Consider the following 23,756-nt stretch of genomic DNA (forward strand, 5'->3'; position numbering starts at 1 on the left):
CTCACCGGTGAAGCCCGCGTCCGGTGAGATGGAAAAAGAGTTCCTCCAGATCGCGGCTACCGTAACGGACCGCGCATAACGGCAGCTCGAGCCGCGCCAGAACCTGGCCGAGAGCCACCAGGGTGTGTCCAGGGTCGCGGAACGGGATTTCCACGCCCGATTCCATGACCCGGCGACCACCCAGCGCCTCCGCAACCTCATCGATCCGCGGATCCCCCGGCCCCACCCCAAACCGGAGCGAGATCACCGCCGGCTGCAACGCGGTGACCTCGTCGATCGATCCGCTGGCCACCATCCGGCCCTGATCCAGCACCGCCACCCGCGTGCACAGGGATGCGATCTCTTCCAGATAGTGCGAGGTGAAGAGGATAGTCGTACCTTCGTCACGGATCTCCTTGACCGCCTGCAGGATAAAGCGCCGGGATTGGGGATCGACGCCGGCGGTGGGCTCGTCCAGCGCCAGGATCGGCGGGCGTCCGAGCAGACCGATGGCCAGGTTCAACCGGCATTGCGCGCCGCCCGAGAGCGTCCCGGCGCGCCGGCCCATCCACCCGGACAGATCGGCCACCTCGACAACCCGCTGGATATCCTGCCCGCGTCGCGACCTTCTGATGCCACGCAGGGCAGCGAAGAGCTGTAAGTTCTCGCGGACTGTCATGGGCGGGTAGAACGCCGGCTTCTGTGGCACCAGGCCGAAACGGGCGCGCACCGCGCGCGGGTGCTGGTCGAGATCGAGTCCGTCGACCTCAACAACACCACGATCCCGTTCCACCAACCCCATCAGTGTCAGGAGAAGAGTGGACTTCCCGGCGCCGTTTGGCCCGAGCAGCCCCACCAAGGCACCCTCCGGCACTGTCAGATCGATACCGTCGAGTGCTGGCAACGGGGCACCCCGATGGTGCTTGACCACTCCCCGAACTTCGATCATGGGGCCCCATCCACCCCGGGAGGCAGCCGCGACAGCTCCCGCCAGGACAGCCCCAGCGCCTGGCAGTATCGGCGCGCAATGCGCCACGGTAACCGCTGGAAGGCACGCGGGCTGCGGAGATGGCGACGGACCCGCAGGCGCCAGATACCGCTGGCCTGAGCCAGCGTCAGCGGATCCATGCGCCGACGGTACATGTGATAGGCCAAAGCCGAGCAGCGACCGGCACGGGCATCCGCGAGTGCTTCAGCGGCCAGACGCTCCAGCTCGGCGACTGCCTGTTCGGTCGCGACACGCTCTACGGCCTGGCGCGCCTCCGCCTGCGTCCGCACCCGTCCGTTGCGGTCGGGAACATAGTGAGCCTTGCGCTCCTCACCGCTGGGTCGGGAGGCGACGGAATCCTCGTTCGTCATGGCTCGACGACGGTCAAATGGATAAAGCCCGTGGAGAAACGACCACTCTCCGGGATAAAGCAGAGCAGACGGTCCCCTGCGGACAACCGCCCACTGTTGAACAGCTCTTCCAGCATCAAATAAATAGACGCCGACCCCGTATTCCCCCGGGTCGCAAGGTTGGTGTACCAGCGCGACTCGGGAATCTCGAAGTCCAGCTCGTCCAGCTTTTGCGCGACCTGCTCGCGGAACCAGGCCGATGAGTAGTGCGGTAGGAACCAGTCGACATCCCCGGCCGCCAATGGACGACGCCGCAGCAACCGGGAAAGACCCTGCCCGAGCGTGTACTCGACGATGTGCTCATTGAGCAGGCGGACGTCCTGCTTGACCGCCAGGGCATCATCCGTCTGCATGGACGCGGCATCAGGATAGTCGCGCCAACTTCTGAGACGGCCCTGGCTGTCCTTGACCGCTCCGGCGTACATACAAGGGTCCAGTTCGTGCGCGAAAGAGCACGTCTCGATCCAGTCGATGCGCAGCGACGGCCCCGGACCGGATGGCTCCCGCTCAAGCAGAGCCGCTCCCGCCCCGTCGGAGAGCATCCAGCGCAGAAACTCCGCCTCGAAAGCCAGTTCCGGGTGCGCCTCGACCTCTTCCGGCGTTCTTTCGCCGCCCGCCGGCTGCAGGTAGCGCGAGCGCATGAAGGTCGAGGCCAGTTCGGATCCGGTGCTAACCGCCACCTTCACATCGCCTCCGCGCACCGCCTGCCAGGCGTGCTTCAGGGCCGTCACCCCCGCCAGGCAGATCCCTGCGGTGGCTACAAGTTCCCGCGGCGCGTCCCCGAGTTCGCCGTGCACCATCGAAGCGTGGTTGGGCATCAACTGATCCGGGCTGCTGGTGCCGCAAGAGAGCAGTTCGACCCGGTCGGTCCCACCACTGTGCACCGCCGCTTCGCGGACCGCCTGGGCGGTCATCTGCGCGTTTGTATGGGTCAGCTCACCGGTCTCGGGGTCAAGCGCGTAGTGACGCAGGCGGATACCATTGTTGCGCAGTACGACTCGCCGCGTGCGGGAAGACTGACGCCCGAGGGCGCCAAGCACGCCCTCCATCTGCTCGTTGTCGATGGGCGCGTTGGGCAGGCATGCACCCATCGCGTTGATGTAGGCGTCGTATGCCATCGCGTCAGACTTCCCCAATCCGCTGCCGCCCGGATCCCGACGGCTGTTCATGATAAGCCCGCAGCGCCTCAAGCCGTGCCCCCATCAAGGGCCGCAAAAGTCGGCGCATAAGAAGGGACAAGGGGACCACAGTCACGATCATCAGAAGCAGGAAGACCAAATACACCATAATAGCCGCGCGCCGACCCCTGGAGCCGCGCGGGCCTGCCCGGCGCAGCAGCCGGCTCCAAACCCGGAAACTGCGATGGCCGATTCGTTCGCTCATCATTAGGCCCTCGTCGACCTCCACGGCAGCGAGTCCGTGCAGCACCGCCGCGCGACCATCCAGGCTCTCGTCGAGCAGCGCCTGCCGCAGGGCCCGGCCAAGCCGTGGCGCGCGTTCCCCCACGTCCGACTCGCTCACGCCAGGCGGCGGAAGCCCCAGCCAGGCCTCCTTTCGTCCGGTCAGAAGCCAGCGGGGCGTCGTGATCAACGATGCCAGTGACGACCCCGCATCCGTAAAGGCGGCGTGATCACAGTGCCGCCCTCCCACTTCCCGAACCATGGCCCCCACCGTCTCGTGGGCCGTCATCCACATGTTCCGGCAGGCGGTCACCGTGACCACCGGAGTGTCCTTCAGCACGGAACGGGCCTCGGGGGACTGGAGGAAGGCCGTAACCGGGGGGGCTGGCGCCAGGAACCAGACCGTGTACCCCAAGATCACCAGGTCATAACCCGGCTTCGGAGCCGGGTTCAATGGCTCCAGCTCGGGCGGGTCAAGCTGCACCGCTTCCGGGAACTCTTCCAGAAAACGGAAAAACGGCCACGGGAACGGATACGGCTCGCGCGGATTCAGACGGAGCCATTCCACCTCGATCGCGGGATCCGCTTCCAGCGGCTCAACCAGTTTCGCTAATACGCCATCCAGCTGCCCCGTCTGCGAATAGCAAACCACCAGCACCCTGGATTGCGCCGTCTTCATCTGCTCCTTGAGCGTCATGTCTACCCTTTTACCGATCGCGACCAAGGATATCCGCCCCGGTGCAACCAGCCAACCCCTCGACCCGGGACCGCCAATTGGCGCCCCCTGGGCGACGTGATACCGTTCCCGACCATGGACGTACATCCACCACCGCCCTTCCCCACCGTCGGCATCACCGGCAAACCCGGCGACCCGGCCATCACCGGGCTGGTCGAGCGCTTGCTCCCCATGCTGGAAGCGCGCGGCTGTACGGCGTTGCTCGATGAGCAGTCCATGCCGGAAACCGGTGATCACCACCTGCAGCGCGTGCCCCGTGAAGCCCTGCTCGATGCCTGCGATCTGATCATCGCCATCGGGGGCGACGGCACCCTGATCCACATCGCCCGGGCCGTGGCCGGCCGGCGGGATGTCGCCCTGATGGGCATCAACCGCGGCCGGCTGGGGTTCCTGGTCGACATCGCACCCGAGCATCTGGACGAGGTCGCGCAGATCCTGGACGGGCAGCACGTCGTCGACGAGCGGCTGATCCTGCGCGCCGAGATCCGCTCCAACCAGGATGACGCCCTGCTCCGCGAGGACGTGGCCATCAACGAGGTGGTCCTGCACCGCTGGAACACCGCGCGGATGATCGAACTGGTCACGCAGATCGACGGCGAGCCGCTGAGCGATCACCGCTCCGACGGACTGATCATTGCCACACCGACCGGCTCGACGGCCTACGCCATGGCCGGAGGCGGGCCCATCGCCCACCCTAACCTGCACGCCATGGTTCTAGTGCCGGTCTGTCCGCACACGCTGAGTAATCGGCCACTCGTGGTCGATGGCGACAGCCGGATCGAGATCGATGTCCACCCGCGGTTCATCGAGCACGTCCGGGTCAGCTGCGACAGCCAGAGGGACCTGACCCTCCAGGAGGACAGCCGGCTGGTGGTGCGGGCCCACCCGAGTCCGATCCGCCTGGTCCATCCGCCGGGCTACAGCTACTTCAACCTGCTCCGCGCCAAGCTCGGCTGGGGCGGGCCGCTGTGCAACATCGAACCCTTCGGCGCATAGGGAGAAGCGCTGTGCTCAGGGAGATCCACATCCGCGACTTCGCCATCGTCGATCAGCTCGATCTGGAGTTCGGCGCGGGCATGCATGTGCTGACCGGCGAAACCGGTGCCGGCAAGTCCATCCTCCTCGACGCCCTTGGCCTCTGCCTCGGCGACCGCGCCCGGTCCGAGATCATCCGCCCCGGGGCGGAGCGCGCGGAGGTCAGCGCCGTGTTCGACCCGCCCGGCCCCGAGGTGACTCAGTGGCTGGCTGATCGCGAACTCGACGGGGATGACGAGATCATCGTCCGCCGGGTTATCCAGAGCAACGGGCGCTCGCGGGGGTTCGTCAACGGCACGCCGGTGGCCCTGCAGGTGCTCCGCGAACTCGGCGAGCAGCTGGTCGACATCCACGGCCAGCACGCCCACCAATCGCTGCTGCGCCCGGCCATTCAGCGCGAACTCCTCGACGCCTACGCCGAGGCCGGCGAGCTACGTCGTGCGGTCACCGAGCGCTTCCGCGAATTGCGCGAGATCGACCGCGAGCTGGCCGAACTCGAGGACCGGGACCACGACTACGAGGATCGCCTCGCCCTGCTGCGGCATCAGGTCGAAGAGCTTGAAAGCGCAGCCCCCTCCCGGGACGGACTGAACGAGCTGGAGACGGAGCACCAGCGGCTGGCCCACGCCGAATCCCTCATCGCGCTGGCCCAGACCCAGCTCCAGGCCCTGTCGGACGATGACCTCGCCGCTCAGGCGCTCATCGGCCGCGCGGTCCGTGAGCTGGAAGAGCGGCGGGAGATCGACCCCGCCCTGGGCGAGTCAGCCGACCTGCTCCAGAACGCCCTGGCACACCTGGAAGAGGGCTGCCAGACCCTACGCAACTTTGCCGACGGGCTCGAGATCGATCCGCAGCGCCTGGCCGAACTCGACCAGCGCATCAGCGAATTGCGGGATCTCGCCCGCAAGCATCGTGTCGAGGTCGAGCAGTTACCGGAAACCCTCGAGACGCTGCAGGCCCAGCTCGAACGTCTGGAGAACGCCGGGCAGCGCCTGGAGACACTACGTCAGAACCGGGCGGCGGCCGTGGAGCGCTACCAGGACGCCGCCCGGCGGCTGTCCCGGCTGCGCCAGAACGCCGCCGACCAGCTGGCCACCGAGGTCCATCAATTGCTTGGGGAACTGGGCATGGCCGGCGCTGAACTCATCCCGGCGATCGAGTTTGAGGCGGAGGCCACTCCGAGCAGTCACGGCCTCGACCGTATCGAGCTGCTGGTGCGCACGAACGCCGGCCAGTCTGCCGGCCCCCTGGCCAAGGTCGCCTCGGGCGGCGAGCTCTCCCGAATCGGTCTGGCGATCCAGGTGGCCACGGTCGAACGCGCCAGCGGGGTGCCGACGCTGGTGTTCGACGAGGCCGACACCGGCATCGGCGGCGCGGTGGCCGAGGTGGTCGGGCGCCTGCTGCGCACCCTCGGGCAGCGCTACCAGGTCCTGTGCGTGACGCATCTCCCGCAGGTGGCTGCCCAGGGCGGCGCCCACTTTCGTGTCAGCAAATCCGAGGGCGACGGACGCACACGCACCGAGGTGGATCCCCTCGCGGAGGCCGAGCGAATCGAGGAGATCGCGCGCATGCTCGGAGGGCTGGAGATCACCGATCACGAGCGTGCCGCGGCGCAGCGTATGCTGGCCCGCGGCGCTGGCTAAGGGCATGACAGGCGCGGAGGGGTCAACTGCCCTCTTCGCTGACCCCGGCGCAATCGGCGCAAACGCCGTAGAGTACCAGTGAGTGCCCGGTCATGCGGAAGGCGTGGTCCCGAGCCGTCTCGCGCTGGCGCTGCTCGATGGTGTCGTCCACGAACTCCTCCACGCGACCGCACTCCACGCAGACGATGTGATCGTGATGCGCCGTATCGTTGAGTTCGAAGACGGAATGACTGCCCTGGAAGTTGTGCCGGACCAGAATATCCGCCGTCTCGAACTGGGTCAGGACCCGGTAGACCGTGGCCAGTCCGATGTCTTCCCCAGCATCCAGCAGGGCCCGGTAGACCTCCTCCGCGGAGACGTGGCGCTGCTGACTCTGCTGCAGCACCTCCAGGATCTTCATCCGCGGCAGCGTGACCTTCAGCCCTGCCTTGCGCAAGCCACCAGCGTCCACAGCTTCCCCTCGCCTACTGTTCGTCGATTCGGTCATTAGGCTACCATTTCCTCTATGACGACACCATCCAAATGCAAGTTATTCTTATTATGCGTTCTCGGCGCCTCATTCGCCAGCGGGTGCGGCGGTCAGTTCCCGCTGGCCCAGCCGCTGGAGATCGAGCAGGGGAACCTGCTTGAGGAAGAGGACATCGAGCGGATCGCCGTCGGCATGAGCCGTGCCGAAGTCCGGCAGCGGCTCGGCACGCCGGTGCTCGAGCACGCCTTCGAGGATGATCGCTGGGACTACCTGTACGAGCGCAGCGGCAGCGAGCAGGCGCGCAAGCGGCTGACGCTCCACTTCGACGACGACACCCTCGTCGAGATCGAGGATCACTGGACGTCCCGCTAGCCTGCGTCCATTCAGGAGGCCTTGCGAGCGGCCCGCCGCTTGCGGGCCTCCTTCGGATCGACCTGCAGCGGCCGGTAGACCTCCACCCGGTCACCATCGTGCAGCGGGGTATCGAGGCCGACGATCTGCCCGAACACGCCCACCGACTGCTGCGTCAGGTTGATCTCCGGATGGCGCTCGAGGAGCCCCGAGGCGTTCAGGGCGTCCCCCACCGTACTGCCAGCCGGCAGTTCCAGCCGAAGCACGGTCTGCTGCTCCGGTAGGGCGTAGGCGACCTCGATCTGCAATCCCCCGTCAGAGGACATCGCGCTCTCCGTAGACCTCGCGGGCCCGCCGGGCGAAACTGTCTACCAGCGTATTGGCCACCTGGGTAAAGACCTTGCCGAAGGCGTAGGCCACGATCCGATTGGAGAACTCGAACTCCATGTCCAGGGTCACCTTCGAGGCGCTCTCGCCCAGGTCTCGAAAGCGCCAGTAACCCTCCAGGCGCTGGAACGGTCCCTCCACGAGCCGGATATCGATCATCTTGCCGCGCTGGTGTCGATTCGCGGTCACGAACGACTTCTCCATGCCGCCCTTGGCAAAGGTCATGCGGGCACGGGTGGTGTCCTCGCTGGTCTCGAGGATCTCGCACTCCTTGCACCACGGAATGAACTCCGGGTAGCGGGCGACATCGTTGACCAGGTCGTAGATCTCGATGGCGGTGTAGGGGACCAGCTCACTGCGGCTGATGCTCGGCATGGGGCTTCCCGTTCTCCAGCGTTCCGGACCTTGACCGGCCATTGTCACGATCCGCGTCCTCCCCGACAACCACCAACCACCAGGCGGCCGCAGCGCTTTGCGCAGCGGTCCGGCGTCTATACAATGCGCCCCGTGAGCAAGAAAGCCGGAAAAAGCAAAAAGACCGAAGGCAACGTCATCGCCGTCAACCGCAAGGCGGGCTTCGATTTCTTCATCGAGGAGCGCCTTGAGGCCGGGCTGGCGCTGGAGGGCTGGGAGGTCAAATCGCTGCGTGCCAAGCGCGTGAACCTCACCGAAAGCCACGTCCTCGTCCGTCGCGGCGAGGCTTGGCTGATCGGCTGCAACATCACGCCGCTGAGCACTGCCTCCACCCACGTCCGGCCGGATCCGACGCGCACGCGCAAGCTGCTGCTCCACCGTCGCGAGATCAGCCGTCTGATCGGCGCCGTGGACCGCGAAGGCTACACCGTGGTGCCGCTCAAGCTCTACTGGAAGAAGGGGCGCGCCAAGATCGAGATCGGTGTAGCCAAGGGCAAGAAGAAGCAGGACAAGCGGGCGGATAAGAAGGAGCAGGACTGGCAGCGCCAGCGGGAGCGCCTGCTCAAGCACAAGGTCAGCTAGCGCGGGGGCCGGCCCGTCGACCGGTCTCTGCCGGCGCGATAATCGCGCTTGCCGAGGGAACTCCACGAGCCGTACACTGTCTACTCAGCTGCAACGGGGGCGACATGGCTTCGACGCAGGTCGCGAAACCCGAGGTGCATGCCGAGGTGACAGTCAACCTCGTAAAACAGGCTGTACTTAAAGATAGTTGCCAACGACGACAACTACGCCCTGGCGGCGTAACACCCGCCAGCTGCTCCCAGTCGGTGCCTGTGCCGGCTGACGAGCAGTCATAGACGCAGGATAGCGATGCCCGGATAGGTCCGGTCCGGCATCGTGAAACCCAACGGGCTCGCGGTTGAGCCGCCCTGCCGGTCGGGCGTTCAACCGTTAAAAAGAATAGATCGGCTAAGCATGTAGGACCGACGGTGTAGCTCCTGCGGACGCGGGTTCGATTCCCGCCGCCTCCACCAATCTCTCCTCCACCAATCTCTAGATTCCCGATATCCCCGCTTCCCTGAATGCCCGCACCGCGGGCATTTTTTATGCCGCAGTTGTCAGCACGCCTCGCCACATCGCCGCCCCCTGCGTATCGCCGCAGGGGCGCCCGGCGCGGCTGCCATACCCTCCCGGGCGGGCACGTGGCAGCCGCCGGTGGCCGGGCTTACCCCCACGTGACGGCGACCCCGGATCAGGAGGCTGGTGCGTAAACGGAGCACCAGCCTTCCGCCTTGACGAGCACCTCGCCAAAGTCCGGGTGGGTGCACCGCCCCCAACCATCCTCGACGGCCTCGCCCCAGAAGGCGCAGTTCTCGCAAAGCTGCCCTTCCTCGTAGCGCGGATGGCCCGAGGCGTCCGCGGCCTCGTTGACGTAGTCGTGGGCGTGGCCATCCTCGGCCCTCGGTTCCGCTCGGGCGCTGCGCTGATGCAGCAGGGTTGATAGCGGCAGCGCCGCCAGCGCCACGGCACTGCCCTTGAGGAACGTGCGACGACTCTTGTCGATTCCACTCATGCCAGCCACCTCATTATTTTCGGTATGGATCGGCGATTCCACCTTACGCCTCTTAACGGCGCGATCCAACCCGAAACCAACGGGGCAGATGCCAGCGCTTATCCGATTTTGACTCATCGGGTTTACACGGAAAAGGTAGGGATGCCATCCGAAGAAGAGCGACGAATTGATTCCTGAAAAGGATCTGGTATCTTGTTTACAGGCTTGAATCGCTCTCAACGAAACGACGCCTCAGGACTCAAGCACCCGGTCAAGGGACGGACCCGAAAAGCCCTCGGGCACTCATTTGTAAGGAGCCGATACCCGATGACCAGCAAACAGCTTGAAGCCATCAACCTGGAGGGGTTCACGGACGAAGAACTCGACACCCTCGAAAAACGCATTGCCAGGGAACGCGAGCAGCGGGATCGCAACCGCGTTGTAGAGGCCGAAAAAGAGATCCGCCTGGTAGCGGCGAAATACGGCGTCAAACTCGAAGAGGCGCTCGGCGACCTCAATGGGCACAACAAAAAACCTCGCCGCCGTGTCCCTGCCAAATACCGCCACCCGCGGGACCCGGCCAAGACCTGGTCCGGCCGTGGACGCACCCCGCGCTGGATCCAGGAGTGGGAACAGGACGGCGGCAGCCGCGAGGAGCTGCGCATCGCGCACTGATCGCAGGCCAGCCCTAGGCCCGGCCCACGCCTGGCGCGCATGGCCGGGCTAGCCCGAGACCTCACCCCGGGCCAAACGGTGTTGGACAAACCGTGGCGGCCGGTCCACTATTCCCGCATGGATGATACCCCCGACGACACCGGGCAGGCGCTGGAGCGCCTGACTCAACGGGTGGATGACGCCTGCGAGCGCCTGGCCCGGACCGCGAGCTTCGCCAAGTTCACTCACGCTGCGCAGGTTCTCGAGGCGACCCGCCGCCTGCTCGCCCACCCCGACGGCGTCCCGGCGCTCTACCAGCGGATCGGGGCGCTGACCGAGGCCGGCGTCTTCGCCGGCAGCGACTGGGAACACCCCGAGCAACTCCAGCCAACCCTGGCCGCCAACACCCTGAAGCTCGCCCGGGACCAGACGCTGATCCTGGAGTGCCTTAGCGAACTGCGCCTGGTGGCCATCGCCGAGGGCACCGCCAGTCATCCAACGCTCGACGCCGACACGGCCCGACGGTTCCTGGCACGGGTCCTGGCGCTGAATCTGCGGCTGATCTTCGGGCCGGTCGGCGAGTCCGAGCGGGTGCATCTGGGCCGCAATCTGCCCATGGTGCAGCGCCACCAGCGCTTCATCGCCGAGCAGGTCGGCTTCGGCGAGGTCATCGAGGAGCTGATCGGCGAGATCTGGCGCATCCTCGCCCAGCGGCCGGTGGTCGTCGGGCACGTCAAGGAGATGATCACCAGCGTGGCGGTGTACCTGGACAGCGATGAACCCGGGGTGCCAGCAGCCCGCGCCCGAGGCGCGGAGCGGCTGATCAGCGCGCTCTACGGGCCGACACGTGGCTGCCAAGAGGACCCGGGTCTGGCCGTCTACCAGGAGCGGCTGGCCAGCATGGACGAGACCTCCCTGCGCAACGAGGCACTCGGCCTGGGGCGCGCCATGCACGACACCGGCCTGGTTTCACCCTACCACCCGGTCTTCCTGCACTTTGCGCTGGAGCAGTCGCCCGAACTCCTCCCCAGCGCGCTGGGCCTGAGCAGCACCGGGATCGATGCGCTCGGATGCTACCCGGAACTGGTGCACACGCTCATCCGCCGTGCCATCTGGTCCGAGACCGCGCAGGCGGTCTACGGCCTGGCCGGCCTGCTCGAGCGCGGCATCCTCTACAGCGACCCGGTGGCGCCGGCGCTGTGGCGGCAAATCCACCTGCCGCTGTGCGCCGCCGCCCGGCGGCGGCTGGGGGAGCGGATCCCCGGCGCGGCGAATGCGCCTGAGGCGTTCCTTCTGGCCGGGGCGATCAGCGTGCTCGGCCAGCCACGTGGCCTGGGTCAGGGCAACAGCCCCACTTGCCAGTCAGCACGCGCGCTGTCCATGTGGTCGAGCAACGACCCGGACTACCTGCTACAGATCGTGGCCTGGTCGGCCCGCGATGATGACGTCGTCGCCCATTTCGAGGGGCAGCCCCTGTCGTCCGGGGAGCTGCTGGCGCGCCACCCGGAGGCGCCGCTGGAGGATGTCGACGCCGTCTCCGCGGTCGCCGTACCTCATCTGGACGCGATCTACCATGAGATGGGGCGGCGCTGCATTGGGCGCGGCGAGGATCCGCATCGCTGGGTCAACCCGGAATTCCACGGCTGGTGGGTCGGGCGAGGGTTCTCCATCGCCGTCGACGTCGCTACCGGCGCCCTCCCCGACCTGCGCGGCTTCGCGCGCCGCTTCTACGCCTGCTATCACCCCAGCTACAACGGCAACAACCCGGTGATCCACCCGCAACCGGCCGGCGTAGCGGTCACCGACAGCACCGCCACCTTCATCGGCTGGCACGCGATCACCATCGAGCGCGTCTCCATCGACCCCGAGGGCGTGGTGCGCGTCTACTTCTTCAACCCCAACAACGACAGCACCCAGGACTGGGGGAACGGTGTAATGGTCTCCACCGAGGGTCACGGCGAGCGCCACGGGGAGTCCTCCCTACCCTTCGGGCAGTTCCTGTCCCGACTCTATATCTTCCACTACGACCCGCGGGAGGAGGCCCTGGACCCGCCAGTGCCGGAAGCAGAGATCAGCGAGGTCATCGCGCTCGCACGCAACAGCTGGGCCGCCGGGCGAGCGATCCACTGACCCCGGAACCCGGCACCGTCGCCCACGAGCCGCCCGGGGCGCCCCGCCCGAGCGGCGGGGCGCCCCGGTCCGATGCGACGTCAGACGTAGAAGTCCAGCTCCTCCTGGTGCTTGAGCAGATCCCGGAGCCGGTGGGGATTGTCCCCGAAGAAGTAGACCAACCCCCAGTGAGTCCCGAAGGCGGTGCGCTTGGTGACCACCTCCTGCGGGGGCGGCGTCAGCTCGTGGTACTCGAAGTACTCATGCTGCTCGGTCTCTTCCGGGATCTCCAGGCGGCTGACCACCCGACGGCGCGGATAGACGCCGAAGCAGCCCGCATAGCCCTTGGCATCCACCACCTCGCGGGGGAAGAAGGCGGTGATCTCCTCCTCCGTGGTCTTCGGATCGAAGGCCAGCACCATCCCCTGGTAGGCGTTGAACCCATAAGCGCGCTCGAGCAGCTCGAAGACCTTGAACCCCGGCGGGCGGTAGGCCACCTCGCCGAAGTACATCGTCCCATCGCTGGTCACGAAGTACTCCGGATGGATAAAGCCGAAGCGGATGTCGAAGGTCTTGATCAGCTTCTCGATCTCGCGGGTGATCAGATCCCGCCAGCTCTCCAGCTCCGGGGTGGCCGGAACAAAGACCGAGTAGCCGAGGGTGACGTACTCGGAGATGTTCAGGAAGCGGATCTTGCCGTCGTGGATCCAGGCCTCGACGGCGAACTCCCAGCCGTCCAGGTGGCTCTCCATGAGCACCGGGAACTCCTCCTCGGGGATCAGGTCGACCTCGTCCGGCGTGCGGATGACGCGGTGCCCGAGGCAACCCGCCTTGTCGAAGGCCTTGAGGTGGATCGGGTCGTTGGGGTCGCCGTCGAGCTTGAGCAAGGTCTGGTTCACGCGCTTGAGGAAGCGGATCACGTCGTCGCGATCGTGGGCCTCCTCGAAGATGCCGACGCGGATCCCGCCGAGCTGAGCACGGCGCTTCATCAGCGCCTTGTCCCGGAACAGCACCGCCTGACCGTGCAGCCGCGGGTCCCCCATGAGCACGGCGTTGATGGCACCGGCCCACTCGACGGTCTCCTCGAACAGCGGGATGGCGACATCCACGCCTTCTTCATGCAGCCGTTCGGCGATCTCCATGGACCGGTCGTTGAGTCGCTCGAAATCCCAGGCGATGAAGGGGATCTCGTGCTCCCGGGCATACTCCTCGGCCCACTCCGGGGCGACAATGACGTAACGGCGGTCGAACCGGTCGAGGGCATCGATGCAGTTGATGCTCCAGCCCAGAATGGCGACGTAGCCCTTGGTCGGGTCCTTCTCAGTACTCATGCGGCGGGGTGCTCCGATGGCGGGTCATGATGGGTCGGCCCGCCTTGCGGAGCGGCCGGCAGACGTCATGCCTTCGTGGGACCGCCCGGGCGAGCTACCCCGCAGTCTATCTGCTCGGGTGCGGCCGGAATAGCACCACCGAACCATGCGCAGATGATTTTTGCAGCAATCGAGCAAGCCGGGGCTCGGCGGCCGCTCAGGGCGTCGGCTCGTCCTCGGCATCATCCACCGGCTTGACGCCCAGACGCCCCGCGAGGAGTTGCGGGGACGCCTCGACCAGATCGATCAAGGCCTCGCGATCCTCCTCAGCCTGACGTTGCTCGGTCAAATCGATCAGAGCGAACAGGCCGTGGACGCCACCCCCTTCGGTGCACGCTACCTCCGTGACGCACTCCATACGCACAAGCCGGCGCAGGGGGCACTGATCGCAATGAAGCCCCAGCTCGGTCGCCGCCCGCGTCGCCCCGCCCGCACTCTGCGCCGCTCGGCACCGCGCCCACTGCTCGAGCGCCGAAGGGGCCAGAAACTCAGCAAACGCCTGCCCCTCGAGTTCCGGTGCCGAGGCGGCTCCCAGCAGTTCCGCGGCCGGGGGGTTGGCATCACGGATCACTCCGTCCTCATCCAGCAACAGATAAGCCAACGGGGCGTGCTCGAAGAGATCGCGGTAGCCGGCACGGACCCGCGCCAGTTCGCCCCTGGTGCGGTGGAGCTCCTCGGCCTGGATATCGCGCTCAATCTGCAGCAGCAGCAACTCCTCACGCCACGCCTCCGGGGTGGCCGGCAGCGTCCGATCGATGTCGACTGCTCCGGGGGTGGTCTCCATGCGCTTCCTGGCCCGCTCTCGCAACAGCCGGGCCGCTTCATCCTGGCGCGACGGACTGGGGTCTTTGGTCATGGAGGGCATCCTGAGCGGGAGAGATCAGGCGCCGGCCGGCGCCCGCGGATAACCTCAGCCTCAGGAGTATAGAGGGCCCCGGCGCCATCCACACGGACTGTCGCGCACCCAGGACCCTCGCCCCGTGTCACATCCCCTGGTAGTTCGGTCCGTCCCCGCCCTGCGGGACCACCCAGCGGATGTTCTGGGGCGGGTCCTTGATATCGCACGCCTTGCAGTGCAGGCAGTTGATGGCATCGATACGCAGTCGCGGCTGGCCGGCCGCATCCGTGTCGTAGTCGTAGACGGCCGCCGGACAGTAGCGGACCTCCGGCCCGGCGTAGACCGCCCAGTTGACGCGCAGCGCCAGCGCAGGGTCACGCAGCACCAGGTGGCAGGGCTGCCCCTCCTCGTGATGGGTACCGGAGAGGAACACCGATGCGGTCCGATCGAAGGTCAGCCGCCCGTCGGGCCGGGGATACTCCTTGCGCCTCGACCGCGCGGCGGGCTGCAGGGCCTGGTGATCCGGCTCGTGCCCCAGCGTCCAGGGCGCCCGTCCCCGCAGGAGGTAGGTATCCAGGGCTGAATAAGCCAACCCGGGCAGCAGCCCCCAGCGGAATGCCGGACGGATATTGCGCACGGCGCGGAGCTCGTCGCTCACCCAGCTGTCGCCGACCCGGCGATCGAGATCATCGGCCTGCACCCGATCCGCCTCCAGGGCGGCGCGCACCGCCTCGGCGGCGAGCATGCCAGACTTGATCGCGGTGTGGATGCCCTTGATGCGCGGCACATTGACGACCCCTGCCGCATCACCGGCCAGGACCCCACCGGGGAAGCTCAACCGCGGCAGACTCTGCCAGCCCCCCTCCGGTAACACCCGTGCCCCGTAACCGATGCGCCGACCGCCTTCGAGCAGCGGCCGGATCGACGGGTGAGTCTTGAAGCGCTGGAACTCCTCGAAGGGCGACAGATAAGGGTTCTCGAAGTCCAACCCCACCACCAGCCCGATCGCCACACGCCGATCGTCCAGGTGGTAGAGGAAACTGCCGCCGTAAGTGAACTGATCCAGGGGCCAGCCGATGGTGTGCGCGACCCGCCCCGGTACATGCCGCTCGGGGCTAACTTCCCAGATCTCTTTGAAACCGAGGCCGTAGGTCTGCGGCTGCGCATCCCGGCGCAAGTCGAAACGCCCGATCACCTGCTGGGTCAGTGACCCGTGCCCTCCCTCGGCAAACACCGTCTGCCGCGCGCGCACCTCCACGCCCGGCTCGAAACCCGGGCCCGGCGTACCGTCCGGCTGGCGCCCCATATCCGGGGTGGCCACGCCGCAGACCGCACCTTGCGCGTCGTAGAGCACCTCGGCGGCCGGAAACCCGGGGTAGATCTCCACCCCGGCCGCTTCGGCCTGGTCCGCCAGCCATTGCCCGAGCTCACCGAGGCTGCCGACGTAGCTCCCGCGGTTGTCCATCTGCGGTGGCGTGGGCAGTCTCAGCGCGTAACGTGGTGTCAGGCAGTGGAAGGTGTCCTCAGCGGCGCGCAGGCGCAGCGGCGCGCCGCGCTCCGCCCAGTCGGGCAGCAGCTCATCCAGGCCGCGCGGATCGATGGCGGCACCGGATAGGAGGTGCGCGCCAACCGCAGACCCCTTCTCCAGAACGCAGACCGAAGGCGCCGGGCCGTTACCGGTACCGCGGGCCAGCTCCAGGGCCGCCGCCAACCCGGCCGGACCGGCGCCCACGACAACAACATCGTAGGCCAGCGTCTCGCGCTCGAGTTCCTCCTGCTCCAAGCCGCTTCCTCCTCACCAGTCGCCGTCGCCGATCGCCTCGAGCTCGTCGCTGCCACCCCGAATCGCCGGGGTGTAGCCGTGGAGCCGTGGCAGGATGTGACGCATATAGAAACGCGCGGTATGCACCTTGCCGGTATAGAAGCCGGTGTCACCGCTTCCCTCCCGGATACGGGCCTGCGCAACCACGGCCGCCCGCGCCATCAGCCAGCCGCCCAGCACCAGACCGGCCTGCATCAGGTAGGGGGTGGCCGCAGTCAGGGGCACCAACGGATCGTCTTGTCCGTCCCGCAGCAACCGCGCCGTGCTCTCGCGTAGCGTGGCCAGCGCATCGTCCAGCGGGCCGGCCAAGGCCTCGAGCTCGGTATCACGGCGCAGCGCCTCGACGATCTCATCCCCCTCGCGGAGCACCGACTCCAGGGTCTCGCCGCCGTCCTTGAGCACTTTGCGCAGGGTAAAATCCTGGGCCTGGATCCCATTGGTGCCCTCGTAGATCGCCGCCACCCGCACGTCCCGGAGCAACTGCGGGGCCTCGACCTCCTCCACATAGCCCATGCCACCGTGGACCTGGATACCGAGGGAGGTGATCTCCACGGCTTGCTCGCTGGCCACGGCCTTGACCACAGGAGTGAACAGATCCACCCGGCGCTGAGCGCTCTGACGCCTCGTTTCGTCCGCCCCGTGACCGGCGACATCCATCTCCGCCGCGGTCAGCAGGGCCAAAGCACGCATGGCCTCGGTCTGCGCCCGCATGGCCATGAGGCTGCGCCGCACATCCGGGTGGTGGAGGATGGGCACCGACGCCTTGCCCCCGGGCCGGCGCCCCTGGATCCGCTCCCGGGCAAACGCCAGCGCCTGCTGGTAGGCGCGCTCCGAGACCCCGACGCTCTGCACCCCGACCTTGTGGCGGGCCTCGTTCATCATCGTAAACATGTGGTTGAGGCCGCGACACGGCTCGCCGACTAGGTAGCCGACGGCCCCCTCGCCGTCCCCGTAGCTGATGGTGCAGGTCGGCGAGCCGTGGATGCCGAGCTTGTGCTCCAGCGCCGTGCAGTGCACATCGTTGCGCGCCCCGAGCGAGCCGTCGGCCTCCACCCGGTACTTGGGCACCAGGAACAGCGAGATCCCCCGATGGCCCTCGGGCGCGTCCGGCGTACGGGCCAGCACCAGGTGGATGATGTTCTCGGCGGCTTCGTGCTCCCCCCAGGTGATGTAGATCTTCTGACCGTAGAGGCGGTAGGCCTCCCCATCCGGCACGGCACGGCACTGGACCTGCCCCAGGTCGGACCCGGCCCGGGGCTCGCTGAGATCCATGGTGCCGCTCCACTCACCACTGACCAGCTTGTCGAGGTAAAGCCCGCGCAGGGTCTCGTCGCCATGGCGGTGGAGCAACTCGGTCGCCCCCGCCGAGAGCATGGGCGCCAGGGCCAAGGCCATGTTGGCGCCATGCCACATCTCCTGGGTCGCCGTGGCCACCAGCTCCGGCAGCCCCTGACCCCCGTGGTCTGGATGCGCGTTGATACCGTTCCAGCCGCCCTCAACGAAGGCCTGGTAGGCCTCGGTGAAGCCCTCGGGCAACTGCACGCTCCCCCCATCCATCCGGCACCCCTGACGGTCGCCGACACGGTTCAGCGGGGCCCACACCTCGCTGGCCAGCCGATCGGCCTCCTCGAGGACCGCCTCGAGCAGATCCGGGGTCACCTCCTCCAGATCCTCCAGGGCGGACAGGCGCTCCAGGCCGATCAGTTCCTCGATGACAAAGCGCAGATCGCGCGTCGGTGCACGGTAGATGCTCATGACTGCTCCAGCGCCTCGCGCAGCGCGGGTAACGCTTCCCGCAGATCGGCGACCAGCCCGTAGTCGGCCACCTCGAAGATGGGGGCCTCCGGGTCGTGATTGATCGCCACGATCACACCGCTATCCTTCATCCCGGAGACGTGGTAGATCGCCCCGGAGATCCCAGCGGCGATGTACAGCTGCGGCGCCACCACCTTGGCGGTCAACCCGACCTGCGCCTCATTGGGCAGGAGGCCGGCCTCCACAGCCCCCCGTGAGGCCCCGATGGCGGCACCGAGCTGATCGGCCAGTGCCTCCAGCGCCTCGATGCCGACATCGGCCACGCCACGGCCGCCGGCCACCACCACGCGAGCGGAGGTTAGCTCGGGACGGTCCGAGGCCGAGCCGTGTTCCTCGAGCAGGCGCGTCGGTCCTGGCTCCGTGGGCGCTTCGAGACGCTCTACGGCCGGCGGATCACCGGCCTCCGGCCGATCGAACCGGGTGGCCCGCACCGTGAGCACACGGACCGGCTCCCGGCAGCGCATCCGCGCCAGCACACTGCCCCCGTGGATCGGCCGGACGAACGTCTCGGCGTCCTCGATAGCGACGACGTCCGAAAGCATCTGCACATCCAGCGCCGCCGCCACACGGGGCAACAGGTCCCGGGACTGGGTACTGGTGGCCGCCACCAGCGCCTGGTAGCCCTCGTCACGCACCAGGTTCGCGAGCTGCCCCGAAACCGGCTCGGCGAGCTGATCGGCACAGGCCGCCCCGAGGCACAGCCAGACCCGGCCGACCCCCTGGATAGCCAGCGAGTCGGCGACCCCGGCCGCATCCTCGCCGCCGGTCACCACCACATCCACCGGCGCCCCCAGGTTGGCAGCGGCAGTGATCGCCCGCCGTGTCGCCTCGGTGACACCGGCACCGTCGTGCTCCGCAAAGACCAGCACACTCATCTCAGATCACCTGTGCGTCGTTCTTGAGGCGGTCGACCAGCTCGGCCACACTCGCCACGCGCTCACCCGCTGCCCGCGGCGGCGGCTCCTCGACCCCGAGCAACTCCAAGCGCGAGGCCCCGTCCACTCCCAGGTCGTCGAGCGATATCCGGTCAATCGGCTTCTTCTTGGCCTTCATGATGTTCGGCAGCTTGATGTAGCGCGGCTGATTGAGATCCAGCTCGGTGGTCACCACCGCCGGCAGCCGCACCGCGACGGTGCGCCGCCCGCCGTCGACTTCGCGGGTCACCTGCAACTCCTCACCCTCGGGGTGGATGGCGCAAGCGAAGGTGGCCTGCCCCCAGCCCAGGTGCTGCGCCAGCATCTGCCCCACCTGGTTGCTGTCGTCGTCGATGGCCTGCTTGCCCATGAGCACCAGGTCGGGCTGCTCACGCTCGACCAGCGCCGCCAGCGCCCGGCTGACCGCCAGGGGCTCCAAGGGGTTGTCGCTCTCCACCCGCAGCGCGCGGTCGACGCCGAAGGCCAGGGCAGTGCGCAACACCTCCTCGCTGCCCGCATCCCCCAGCGTGACCGCCAGCACCTCGCTGGCCGCACCCGCTTCCCGGAACCGGACCGCCTGCTCGACCGCCGTCTCGTCGAACGGATTCATAGCCATCTTGGCGTTGGCCGTGTCCACGCCGGAGCCGTCTGGGCGCACACGCACCCGGACGGTGGAATCGATCACCCGCTTGGCTGTGACCAGGATCTTCATGCCTACCCCTCTATTGGCGTCGCGCGCACCCGCGCGCCGCGGTGCAACATCCCGACTGACTGTGCGCACTCCTGATCCCGGCGTCAACTCGCACCCTCATCCCCACCCTCCACCTGCCGACAACAGGGACAGGCAAACCGACACGACGCAGCCCATGCTTGCTATCAAGCCCGCCCGGTTACGCCACCGCCTCGGTGTTACAGCCGCCGTACTGGTCGGCTTCGGCTCCACCATCGCCGCCGCCGGTGAACTGCCCGAGAGCGGGAGCGCGCGCTACTGGATCCAGGACGGGGGGCAGTGGCGCGGCTACGAAACCCTGACCTGGGACTTCGAAGCGGACGACACCTTCCGCCTGGAGCGCATCCGCGAACACCGCCAGCGCCCGGCCCAGGCCGACCACCCGGGGGATCGGCGCATCCGCCGCACCCGGGAGATCAGCGAGGGCACCCTCGAGGGCGATGTCGCCCGCCCAGAGACCTACGAGGTCCGCACCGCGACCGTCTTCCAGACCGACGAGGCGTATGACCCCGAGACCGCCTTCGAGGACGCGGAAGAGGAAGTCACCCTGGCGGCGCGCTTCACCGATGACGAGGCCGCTGTCGAGGCGGACGAGATCGCCGTGCCCCCGGATGCACTCGACCCGCTGACCCACCGCTGGCAGGTCATGGAAGAGGCCCTGGAGGGGACGCGCCATACGCAGATCAGCCACCAGGTGGTCGATGAGCAGGGTGAGGTGGAAGAGGTCGTTTTCCGGGTGGAGGGCCGGCAGACCGTGCGCGCACACCCGGGCACCTTTCGCACGGTGCGTCTCACCCGCCAGCAGCCGGGCCAGCAACGGGCGGTGCGCTGGTACATGGCGGAGGGCTGGGCCGGCCTGCCCGTGCGCACCGTCGACCTTCGCAGCGAGCACCACGCCCAGCGCACCCGGCTCGAACGCATCGAGGCGGCCGACGACGGCTGACCGCTGCAACACAGCGATTCTCGGCTACGCTCCCTCCTAGGGAACCGTGCAATGGGGCACGTCCGTTTGAGGGTCGCCATGGACGATCGCAAGCAGATCTTCGTCGTCGGGCTCGACGACTTCCATCTCCAGCACCTGAACAGCGTACGAGGCAGTGCGAACTACGCCTTCCACCCGCTGGCCGACTACAGCGCCATCGTCCTCCCCAAGCGCTACGACATCCCCGCCATCCTGGATCAGGCCCGCCGCACTCTGGACCAGGCACCGCGGGTGGACGCGATCATCGGCCACTGGGACTTTCCGACGACCTCCATCCTGCCGGTCCTGAGGCGTGAATACGGCCTGCCCACCCCGTCGCTGGAAAGCGTGCTGCTCTGCGAGCACAAATACTGGAACCGGCTGGCCTGCGAGGCGGCGGTGCCGGAGTGCACCCCGCCGTTCCAGGCCATCGATCCGTACGCCGACGACCCCTTGGCCACGCTCAAGCTGCCCTACCCGTTCTGGCTGAAACCGGCGGTGGCCTTCTCGTCCCTGCTCGGCTTCCGGGTGGAGAGCGACACCCAGTTCCGGGCGGCCATCGATGCCATCGCCCGGGGCATCCCGGTCTTCGCCGAACCGTTCCAGGCGTTCACCGAACGCGTTGAGCACCCGGAGCGGCTGCCGGGGTCCGGCAGCGGCGCGACGGCCCTGGCCGAGGGCATTATTCAGGGCCGGCTCTGCACCCTGGAAGGGTACGTCTTCAACGGCGAGGTCGTCGTCTACGCCATCCTGGACTCCCTGCGCGGAGCCAACCAGATCAGCTTCGTTAGCTACCAGTACCCCTCCAGCCTCCCGATCCCCGTCCAGGAGCGGATGAAGGACTACGCCCGACGACTGCTGAAGCACATCGGGCTAGACCAGACGCCGTTCAACATGGAGTTCTTCTGGGACGAGGACGTGGACAAGATCTGGCTGCTTGAGGTCAATCCACGGATCTCCAAGTCCCACTGCCCGATCTTCGAGATCGCCACCGGCGCCTCCCACCATGAGGTCGCCATCGACATCAGCCTGGGCCGGCGCCCGCGTTTTCCGCGGCCAGAGGGCCGCTTCCCTATGGCGGCCAAGTTCATGCCCCGCGTCTACGGGGACGCCCGCGTGCTGCGGGTCCCCGATGCCGAGCAGATCCGCGCCCTGCAACGCACCCACCCGGAGTTGTCCATCCACATCCAGGTCGCCGAGGGGACGCAGCTCTCCGAGCTGCGCGGGCAGGACAGCTACAGCTACGAGATCGCCGAGCTGTTCATCGGTGGCGAGGACGAACAGCACCTCCACGACAAGTTCCGGTCCATCATGGAGCAGCTTGATTTTCGCTTCTCGGAGCCTTTAGAAACCAACTACTGACGGGCCGCCGGGCGCTCCAGGATCAGGATGCGCGAGCCGGGAGCCGGCACGGCCTGCGGGTCATCGACGAACCCCAGGTCGCGGTACAGGCGCAGCGCCCGGCGATTGCTGCGTAGCACACTGAGCCACAGGCGCTGCGCCCCCAGCTCGGCGAAGACGTGCGTAATCAAGGCCCGCACCGCCCGGCGGCCGTAACCGCGGCCCTTGCCAGCAATGGCAATCCGGCGCAGCATCACTACGCCGTCGGGGTGATCCACGTCTTGCAGGATGGCATACCCAACCGCCCTCCGCGGCCGCCCGGCCTCCAGGATCCAGTGCGCGCAGCCCGGGGCGTGGATGCAGGCCTGGTGCTCGGCCACGGTCCACTGCTCGACGAATGCGGCGTTCTCCGTGGCGCCCTCCACGGCGCGCACGAAAGCAAGATCGTCGGGTGAAGTCGGTCTCAGGTGCATATACTCCATGGTAGCCCCCGAAACCGCGGAGCACGCATGGTCCGCCGTACCGCCTACCTCGACGAAGCGCGCATCCACGAGCGACTGGTCTCCCTGATCCGCATCCCCTCGATCACTGGCGAGGAGGATGGGGCGGTCGCTCGCATCGCCAACTGGCTGCAACAGTACGACGCTGAGATCGACTACTGGAACGATGGCATCGCCTCACTGCAGCGCGATCCCCGCTACCCCGGCCACGAGGTCGAGCGGGCCTGGGCGCCGGTGGTGGTAGGCGTGGTCCGGGGCGATCAGCCCGGTCCCAGCGTGCTGCTCACCGGGCATGTGGATGTGGTACCGCCAGGCGACTACGGCCTTTGGCAGGACGAGCCCTTCTCCGGGGTCACCCGGGGCGACCGGGTCTTCGGCTGCGGCGCGTCGGATATGAAAGCCGGCCTCGTGGCCGCACTGGCCGCCTTCGAGGCCTTCGCCGAAGGGGGGCGCAACTTCCCGGGGCGGGTGATCTTCGCCGCGGTCCCGGCTGAAGAGGACAGCGGGCTCGGCACGTTGGCGGCCATCCGCGGCAATTGGCGCGCCGATGCCTGCATCATCCCCGAACCGACGGTGCAGCACGGCATCCCGGAGTTGGTCATCGCCCACGCCGGGGCCATGTCCCTGCGCATCCGCGTACCCGGCAAATCGGCCCACGCCAGCAAGCGCCTGCAGGGCGAGAGCGCCCTGGATCACTTCATCACCCTTTACCAGGCCATGCGGGCCGACGAGCAGGCCCTGAACGCCGCCGAGCAGCACCCGCTGATGACCGTCCACCCGCTGCCCTACGCCACCAGTGTCGGGGTCATCCGCGGCGGGCTTTGGTCGTCCTCGGTGATGGACTCGCTGGAGGCCCAGGTCCGCGTCGGGGTCCCCCTGGGCATGACCATCGACGAGGCCGAGGCCCGGTTTCGCCACGCCATCGCCGAGGCGATCCGCGACGACCCCTGGCTCTCGCGCAACCCGCCCGAGATTCGCCGCCTGGCCTCGGGGTTCGGCTCGGCCGAGACCGACGCCGACCACCCGCTGGTGCGCACCCTGGCCGAGTGCGCCGAGGAAGAGTTCCGCCAGGAGCCGCGCATCGCCGCAGCCCCCTACGGCTGCGACATGTCCGGCTGGGTTCGCCTGGCCGGGGTGCCGACCGTCATCTACGGCCCCGGGGACATCGACCAGGCCCACGCACCCAATGAATCCGTCTCCCTCGAGACCAGCTGCCGGGTGGCGCGAACCCTGGTGCGCACCACCGAACGGTTGCTTGAGGCAGGCCTGGATGGCCTGCGTTCGGCAGCGGGGCGGATGGAACCGGCTTTCCCCGGGCACAACCGGGGCCACGACTGA

Annotated in this window: 24 protein-coding genes and 1 other RNA gene; 10 read left to right on the forward strand and 15 right to left on the reverse strand. The window is 67.6% G+C overall.

Annotated elements, in window-relative coordinates; translation table 11 throughout:
* Position 1 precedes the first annotated feature (1 nt).
* The 4 genes from LRG07_RS01785 to LRG07_RS01800 are packed head-to-tail and all read right to left on the reverse strand — an operon-like array spanning position 2 to position 3,474.
* Positions 2-928: an ABC transporter ATP-binding protein gene (locus LRG07_RS01785; RefSeq protein WP_238641632.1), complete on the reverse strand. Its 927-nt coding sequence runs from the start codon at positions 926-928 to the stop codon at positions 2-4.
* Positions 925-1,338, reverse strand: coding sequence for a hypothetical protein (locus tag LRG07_RS01790; protein ID WP_238641633.1), 414 nt, complete (start codon positions 1,336-1,338; stop codon positions 925-927). The genes LRG07_RS01785 and LRG07_RS01790 overlap by 4 nt, the downstream gene beginning before the upstream one ends.
* Positions 1,335-2,495, reverse strand: a complete 1,161-nt coding sequence (locus LRG07_RS01795) for a beta-ketoacyl-ACP synthase III (protein ID WP_238641634.1) — start codon at positions 2,493-2,495, stop codon at positions 1,335-1,337. The genes LRG07_RS01790 and LRG07_RS01795 overlap by 4 nt, the downstream gene beginning before the upstream one ends.
* A gap of 4 nt (positions 2,496-2,499) precedes the next feature.
* Positions 2,500-3,474, reverse strand: a complete 975-nt coding sequence (locus LRG07_RS01800; protein WP_238641635.1) for a dialkylrecorsinol condensing enzyme — start codon at positions 3,472-3,474, stop codon at positions 2,500-2,502.
* Between the two features lie 114 nt (positions 3,475-3,588).
* On the opposite strand from LRG07_RS01800, the gene LRG07_RS01805 reads away from it, so the two are divergent.
* Both LRG07_RS01805 and recN read left to right on the forward strand, forming a co-directional pair.
* Complete coding sequence (locus tag LRG07_RS01805) at positions 3,589-4,509, forward strand: NAD(+) kinase (protein ID WP_238641636.1); 921 nt, start codon at positions 3,589-3,591, stop codon at positions 4,507-4,509.
* An 11-nt stretch (positions 4,510-4,520) separates the two neighbouring features.
* Positions 4,521-6,191 carry a DNA repair protein RecN gene (gene recN / locus LRG07_RS01810; protein ID WP_201170620.1) on the forward strand — a complete coding sequence of 557 codons (1,671 nt, stop codon included), beginning with the start codon at positions 4,521-4,523 and terminating at the stop codon, positions 6,189-6,191.
* Between the two features lie 22 nt (positions 6,192-6,213).
* Here recN and fur read toward each other — a convergent pair whose 3' ends face one another.
* A complete protein-coding gene (gene fur, locus LRG07_RS01815; protein WP_370641479.1) occupies positions 6,214-6,642 on the reverse strand; it encodes a ferric iron uptake transcriptional regulator in 429 nt (142 codons plus the stop codon).
* Positions 6,643-6,696: 54 nt separating this feature from the next.
* Between fur and LRG07_RS01820 the strand changes: the two genes are divergently transcribed.
* Positions 6,697-7,032, forward strand: coding sequence for an outer membrane protein assembly factor BamE (locus tag LRG07_RS01820; RefSeq protein WP_201170626.1), 336 nt, complete (start codon positions 6,697-6,699; stop codon positions 7,030-7,032).
* An 11-nt stretch (positions 7,033-7,043) separates the two neighbouring features.
* Here the strand turns inward: LRG07_RS01820 and LRG07_RS01825 are convergent, their stop codons facing one another.
* Both LRG07_RS01825 and LRG07_RS01830 read right to left on the reverse strand, forming a co-directional pair.
* Positions 7,044-7,337, reverse strand: a complete 294-nt coding sequence (locus LRG07_RS01825; RefSeq protein WP_201170628.1) for an RnfH family protein — start codon at positions 7,335-7,337, stop codon at positions 7,044-7,046.
* Positions 7,327-7,773: a type II toxin-antitoxin system RatA family toxin gene (locus tag LRG07_RS01830; RefSeq protein ID WP_201170631.1), complete on the reverse strand. Its 447-nt coding sequence runs from the start codon at positions 7,771-7,773 to the stop codon at positions 7,327-7,329. The genes LRG07_RS01825 and LRG07_RS01830 overlap by 11 nt, the downstream gene beginning before the upstream one ends.
* A 123-nt stretch (positions 7,774-7,896) precedes the next feature.
* On the opposite strand from LRG07_RS01830, the gene smpB reads away from it, so the two are divergent.
* A complete protein-coding gene (smpB, locus tag LRG07_RS01835) occupies positions 7,897-8,394 on the forward strand; it encodes an SsrA-binding protein SmpB (protein ID WP_201170634.1) in 498 nt (165 codons plus the stop codon).
* 95 nt (positions 8,395-8,489) lie between these two features.
* Positions 8,490-8,846: a transfer-messenger RNA gene (ssrA, locus tag LRG07_RS01840) on the forward strand.
* Positions 8,847-9,064: 218 nt separating this feature from the next.
* Here ssrA and LRG07_RS01845 read toward each other — a convergent pair.
* On the reverse strand, positions 9,065-9,385 hold the full coding sequence (locus LRG07_RS01845) for a high-potential iron-sulfur protein (RefSeq protein WP_201242656.1): 321 nt from the start codon (positions 9,383-9,385) through the stop codon (positions 9,065-9,067).
* A 306-nt stretch (positions 9,386-9,691) separates the two neighbouring features.
* Here LRG07_RS01845 and LRG07_RS01850 point away from each other — a divergent pair, with 306 nt between their 5' ends.
* Entirely contained in the window at positions 9,692-10,039 is a 348-nt protein-coding gene (locus LRG07_RS01850; protein WP_201170668.1) for an H-NS family nucleoid-associated regulatory protein, read from the forward strand.
* A 117-nt stretch (positions 10,040-10,156) separates the two neighbouring features.
* Positions 10,157-12,148: a hypothetical protein gene (locus LRG07_RS01855; protein ID WP_238641638.1), complete on the forward strand. Its 1,992-nt coding sequence runs from the start codon at positions 10,157-10,159 to the stop codon at positions 12,146-12,148.
* Positions 12,149-12,228: 80 nt separating this feature from the next.
* On the opposite strand, the gene LRG07_RS01860 is transcribed toward LRG07_RS01855, so the two are convergent.
* The 6 genes from LRG07_RS01860 to LRG07_RS01885 form a co-directional block, all read right to left on the reverse strand.
* Complete coding sequence (locus LRG07_RS01860) at positions 12,229-13,458, reverse strand: acetyl-CoA carboxylase biotin carboxylase subunit family protein (RefSeq protein ID WP_238641639.1); 1,230 nt, start codon at positions 13,456-13,458, stop codon at positions 12,229-12,231.
* Between the two features lie 196 nt (positions 13,459-13,654).
* Positions 13,655-14,353 (reverse strand): PAS domain S-box protein, encoded by a 699-nt coding sequence (locus LRG07_RS01865; RefSeq protein ID WP_201242660.1) that lies wholly within the window; start codon positions 14,351-14,353, stop codon positions 13,655-13,657.
* A 127-nt stretch (positions 14,354-14,480) separates the two neighbouring features.
* Entirely contained in the window at positions 14,481-16,118 is a 1,638-nt protein-coding gene (locus tag LRG07_RS01870) for an electron transfer flavoprotein-ubiquinone oxidoreductase (protein WP_238641640.1), read from the reverse strand.
* A gap of 12 nt (positions 16,119-16,130) precedes the next feature.
* The gene (locus LRG07_RS01875; protein ID WP_238641641.1) at positions 16,131-17,912 is read right to left on the reverse strand and encodes an acyl-CoA dehydrogenase; all 1,782 of its coding nucleotides are present in this window, start codon (positions 17,910-17,912) and stop codon (positions 16,131-16,133) included.
* A complete protein-coding gene (locus LRG07_RS01880) occupies positions 17,909-18,847 on the reverse strand; it encodes an electron transfer flavoprotein subunit alpha/FixB family protein (protein ID WP_201170680.1) in 939 nt (312 codons plus the stop codon). Before LRG07_RS01880 ends, LRG07_RS01875 begins: the two co-directional genes overlap by 4 nt.
* A gap of 1 nt (position 18,848) precedes the next feature.
* A complete protein-coding gene (locus LRG07_RS01885; RefSeq protein WP_201170683.1) occupies positions 18,849-19,598 on the reverse strand; it encodes an electron transfer flavoprotein subunit beta/FixA family protein in 750 nt (249 codons plus the stop codon).
* Between the two features lie 154 nt (positions 19,599-19,752).
* Between LRG07_RS01885 and LRG07_RS01890 the strand changes: the two genes are divergently transcribed.
* Complete coding sequence (locus LRG07_RS01890) at positions 19,753-20,559, forward strand: hypothetical protein (RefSeq protein ID WP_238641642.1); 807 nt, start codon at positions 19,753-19,755, stop codon at positions 20,557-20,559.
* Positions 20,560-20,637: 78 nt separating this feature from the next.
* Entirely contained in the window at positions 20,638-21,939 is a 1,302-nt protein-coding gene (locus LRG07_RS01895; RefSeq protein ID WP_238641643.1) for an acetyl-CoA carboxylase biotin carboxylase subunit family protein, read from the forward strand.
* Here the strand turns inward: LRG07_RS01895 and LRG07_RS01900 are convergent.
* Entirely contained in the window at positions 21,933-22,400 is a 468-nt protein-coding gene (locus tag LRG07_RS01900) for a GNAT family N-acetyltransferase (protein ID WP_238641644.1), read from the reverse strand. The two genes, LRG07_RS01895 and LRG07_RS01900, sit on opposite strands and share 7 nt — an antisense overlap.
* 27 nt (positions 22,401-22,427) lie before the next feature.
* Here LRG07_RS01900 and LRG07_RS01905 point away from each other — a divergent pair, with 27 nt between their 5' ends.
* Positions 22,428-23,756, forward strand: coding sequence for a M20 family metallopeptidase (locus LRG07_RS01905; protein ID WP_238641645.1), 1,329 nt, complete (start codon positions 22,428-22,430; stop codon positions 23,754-23,756).

This window comes from Halorhodospira sp. 9622 (genome assembly GCF_022228025.1).
Classification (GTDB): Bacteria; Pseudomonadota; Gammaproteobacteria; order Nitrococcales; family Halorhodospiraceae; genus Halorhodospira; species Halorhodospira halophila_A.

Bases quoted from the DNA above. Each gene is read 5' to 3' on its own strand.
- LRG07_RS01785 (WP_238641632.1), bottom strand. From the start codon at position 928: ATGATCGAAGTTCGGGGAGTGGTCAAGCACCATCGGGGTGCCCCGTTG.
- LRG07_RS01790 (WP_238641633.1), bottom strand. From the start codon at position 1,338: ATGACGAACGAGGATTCCGTCGCCTCCCGACCCAGCGGTGAGGAGCGC.
- LRG07_RS01795 (WP_238641634.1), bottom strand. From the start codon at position 2,495: ATGGCATACGACGCCTACATCAACGCGATGGGTGCATGCCTGCCCAAC.
- LRG07_RS01800 (WP_238641635.1), bottom strand. From the start codon at position 3,474: ATGACGCTCAAGGAGCAGATGAAGACGGCGCAATCCAGGGTGCTGGTG.
- LRG07_RS01805 (WP_238641636.1), top strand. From the start codon at position 3,589: ATGGACGTACATCCACCACCGCCCTTCCCCACCGTCGGCATCACCGGC.
- LRG07_RS01820 (WP_201170626.1), top strand. From the start codon at position 6,697: ATGACGACACCATCCAAATGCAAGTTATTCTTATTATGCGTTCTCGGC.
- LRG07_RS01825 (WP_201170628.1), bottom strand. From the start codon at position 7,337: ATGTCCTCTGACGGGGGATTGCAGATCGAGGTCGCCTACGCCCTACCG.
- LRG07_RS01830 (WP_201170631.1), bottom strand. From the start codon at position 7,773: ATGCCGAGCATCAGCCGCAGTGAGCTGGTCCCCTACACCGCCATCGAG.
- smpB (WP_201170634.1), top strand. From the start codon at position 7,897: ATGCGCCCCGTGAGCAAGAAAGCCGGAAAAAGCAAAAAGACCGAAGGC.
- LRG07_RS01845 (WP_201242656.1), bottom strand. From the start codon at position 9,385: ATGAGTGGAATCGACAAGAGTCGTCGCACGTTCCTCAAGGGCAGTGCC.
- LRG07_RS01850 (WP_201170668.1), top strand. From the start codon at position 9,692: ATGACCAGCAAACAGCTTGAAGCCATCAACCTGGAGGGGTTCACGGAC.
- LRG07_RS01855 (WP_238641638.1), top strand. From the start codon at position 10,157: ATGGATGATACCCCCGACGACACCGGGCAGGCGCTGGAGCGCCTGACT.
- LRG07_RS01860 (WP_238641639.1), bottom strand. From the start codon at position 13,458: ATGAGTACTGAGAAGGACCCGACCAAGGGCTACGTCGCCATTCTGGGC.
- LRG07_RS01865 (WP_201242660.1), bottom strand. From the start codon at position 14,353: ATGACCAAAGACCCCAGTCCGTCGCGCCAGGATGAAGCGGCCCGGCTG.
- LRG07_RS01875 (WP_238641641.1), bottom strand. From the start codon at position 17,912: ATGAGCATCTACCGTGCACCGACGCGCGATCTGCGCTTTGTCATCGAG.
- LRG07_RS01880 (WP_201170680.1), bottom strand. From the start codon at position 18,847: ATGAGTGTGCTGGTCTTTGCGGAGCACGACGGTGCCGGTGTCACCGAG.
- LRG07_RS01885 (WP_201170683.1), bottom strand. From the start codon at position 19,598: ATGAAGATCCTGGTCACAGCCAAGCGGGTGATCGATTCCACCGTCCGG.
- LRG07_RS01890 (WP_238641642.1), top strand. From the start codon at position 19,753: ATGCTTGCTATCAAGCCCGCCCGGTTACGCCACCGCCTCGGTGTTACA.
- LRG07_RS01895 (WP_238641643.1), top strand. From the start codon at position 20,638: ATGGACGATCGCAAGCAGATCTTCGTCGTCGGGCTCGACGACTTCCAT.
- LRG07_RS01900 (WP_238641644.1), bottom strand. From the start codon at position 22,400: ATGGAGTATATGCACCTGAGACCGACTTCACCCGACGATCTTGCTTTC.
- LRG07_RS01905 (WP_238641645.1), top strand. From the start codon at position 22,428: ATGGTCCGCCGTACCGCCTACCTCGACGAAGCGCGCATCCACGAGCGA.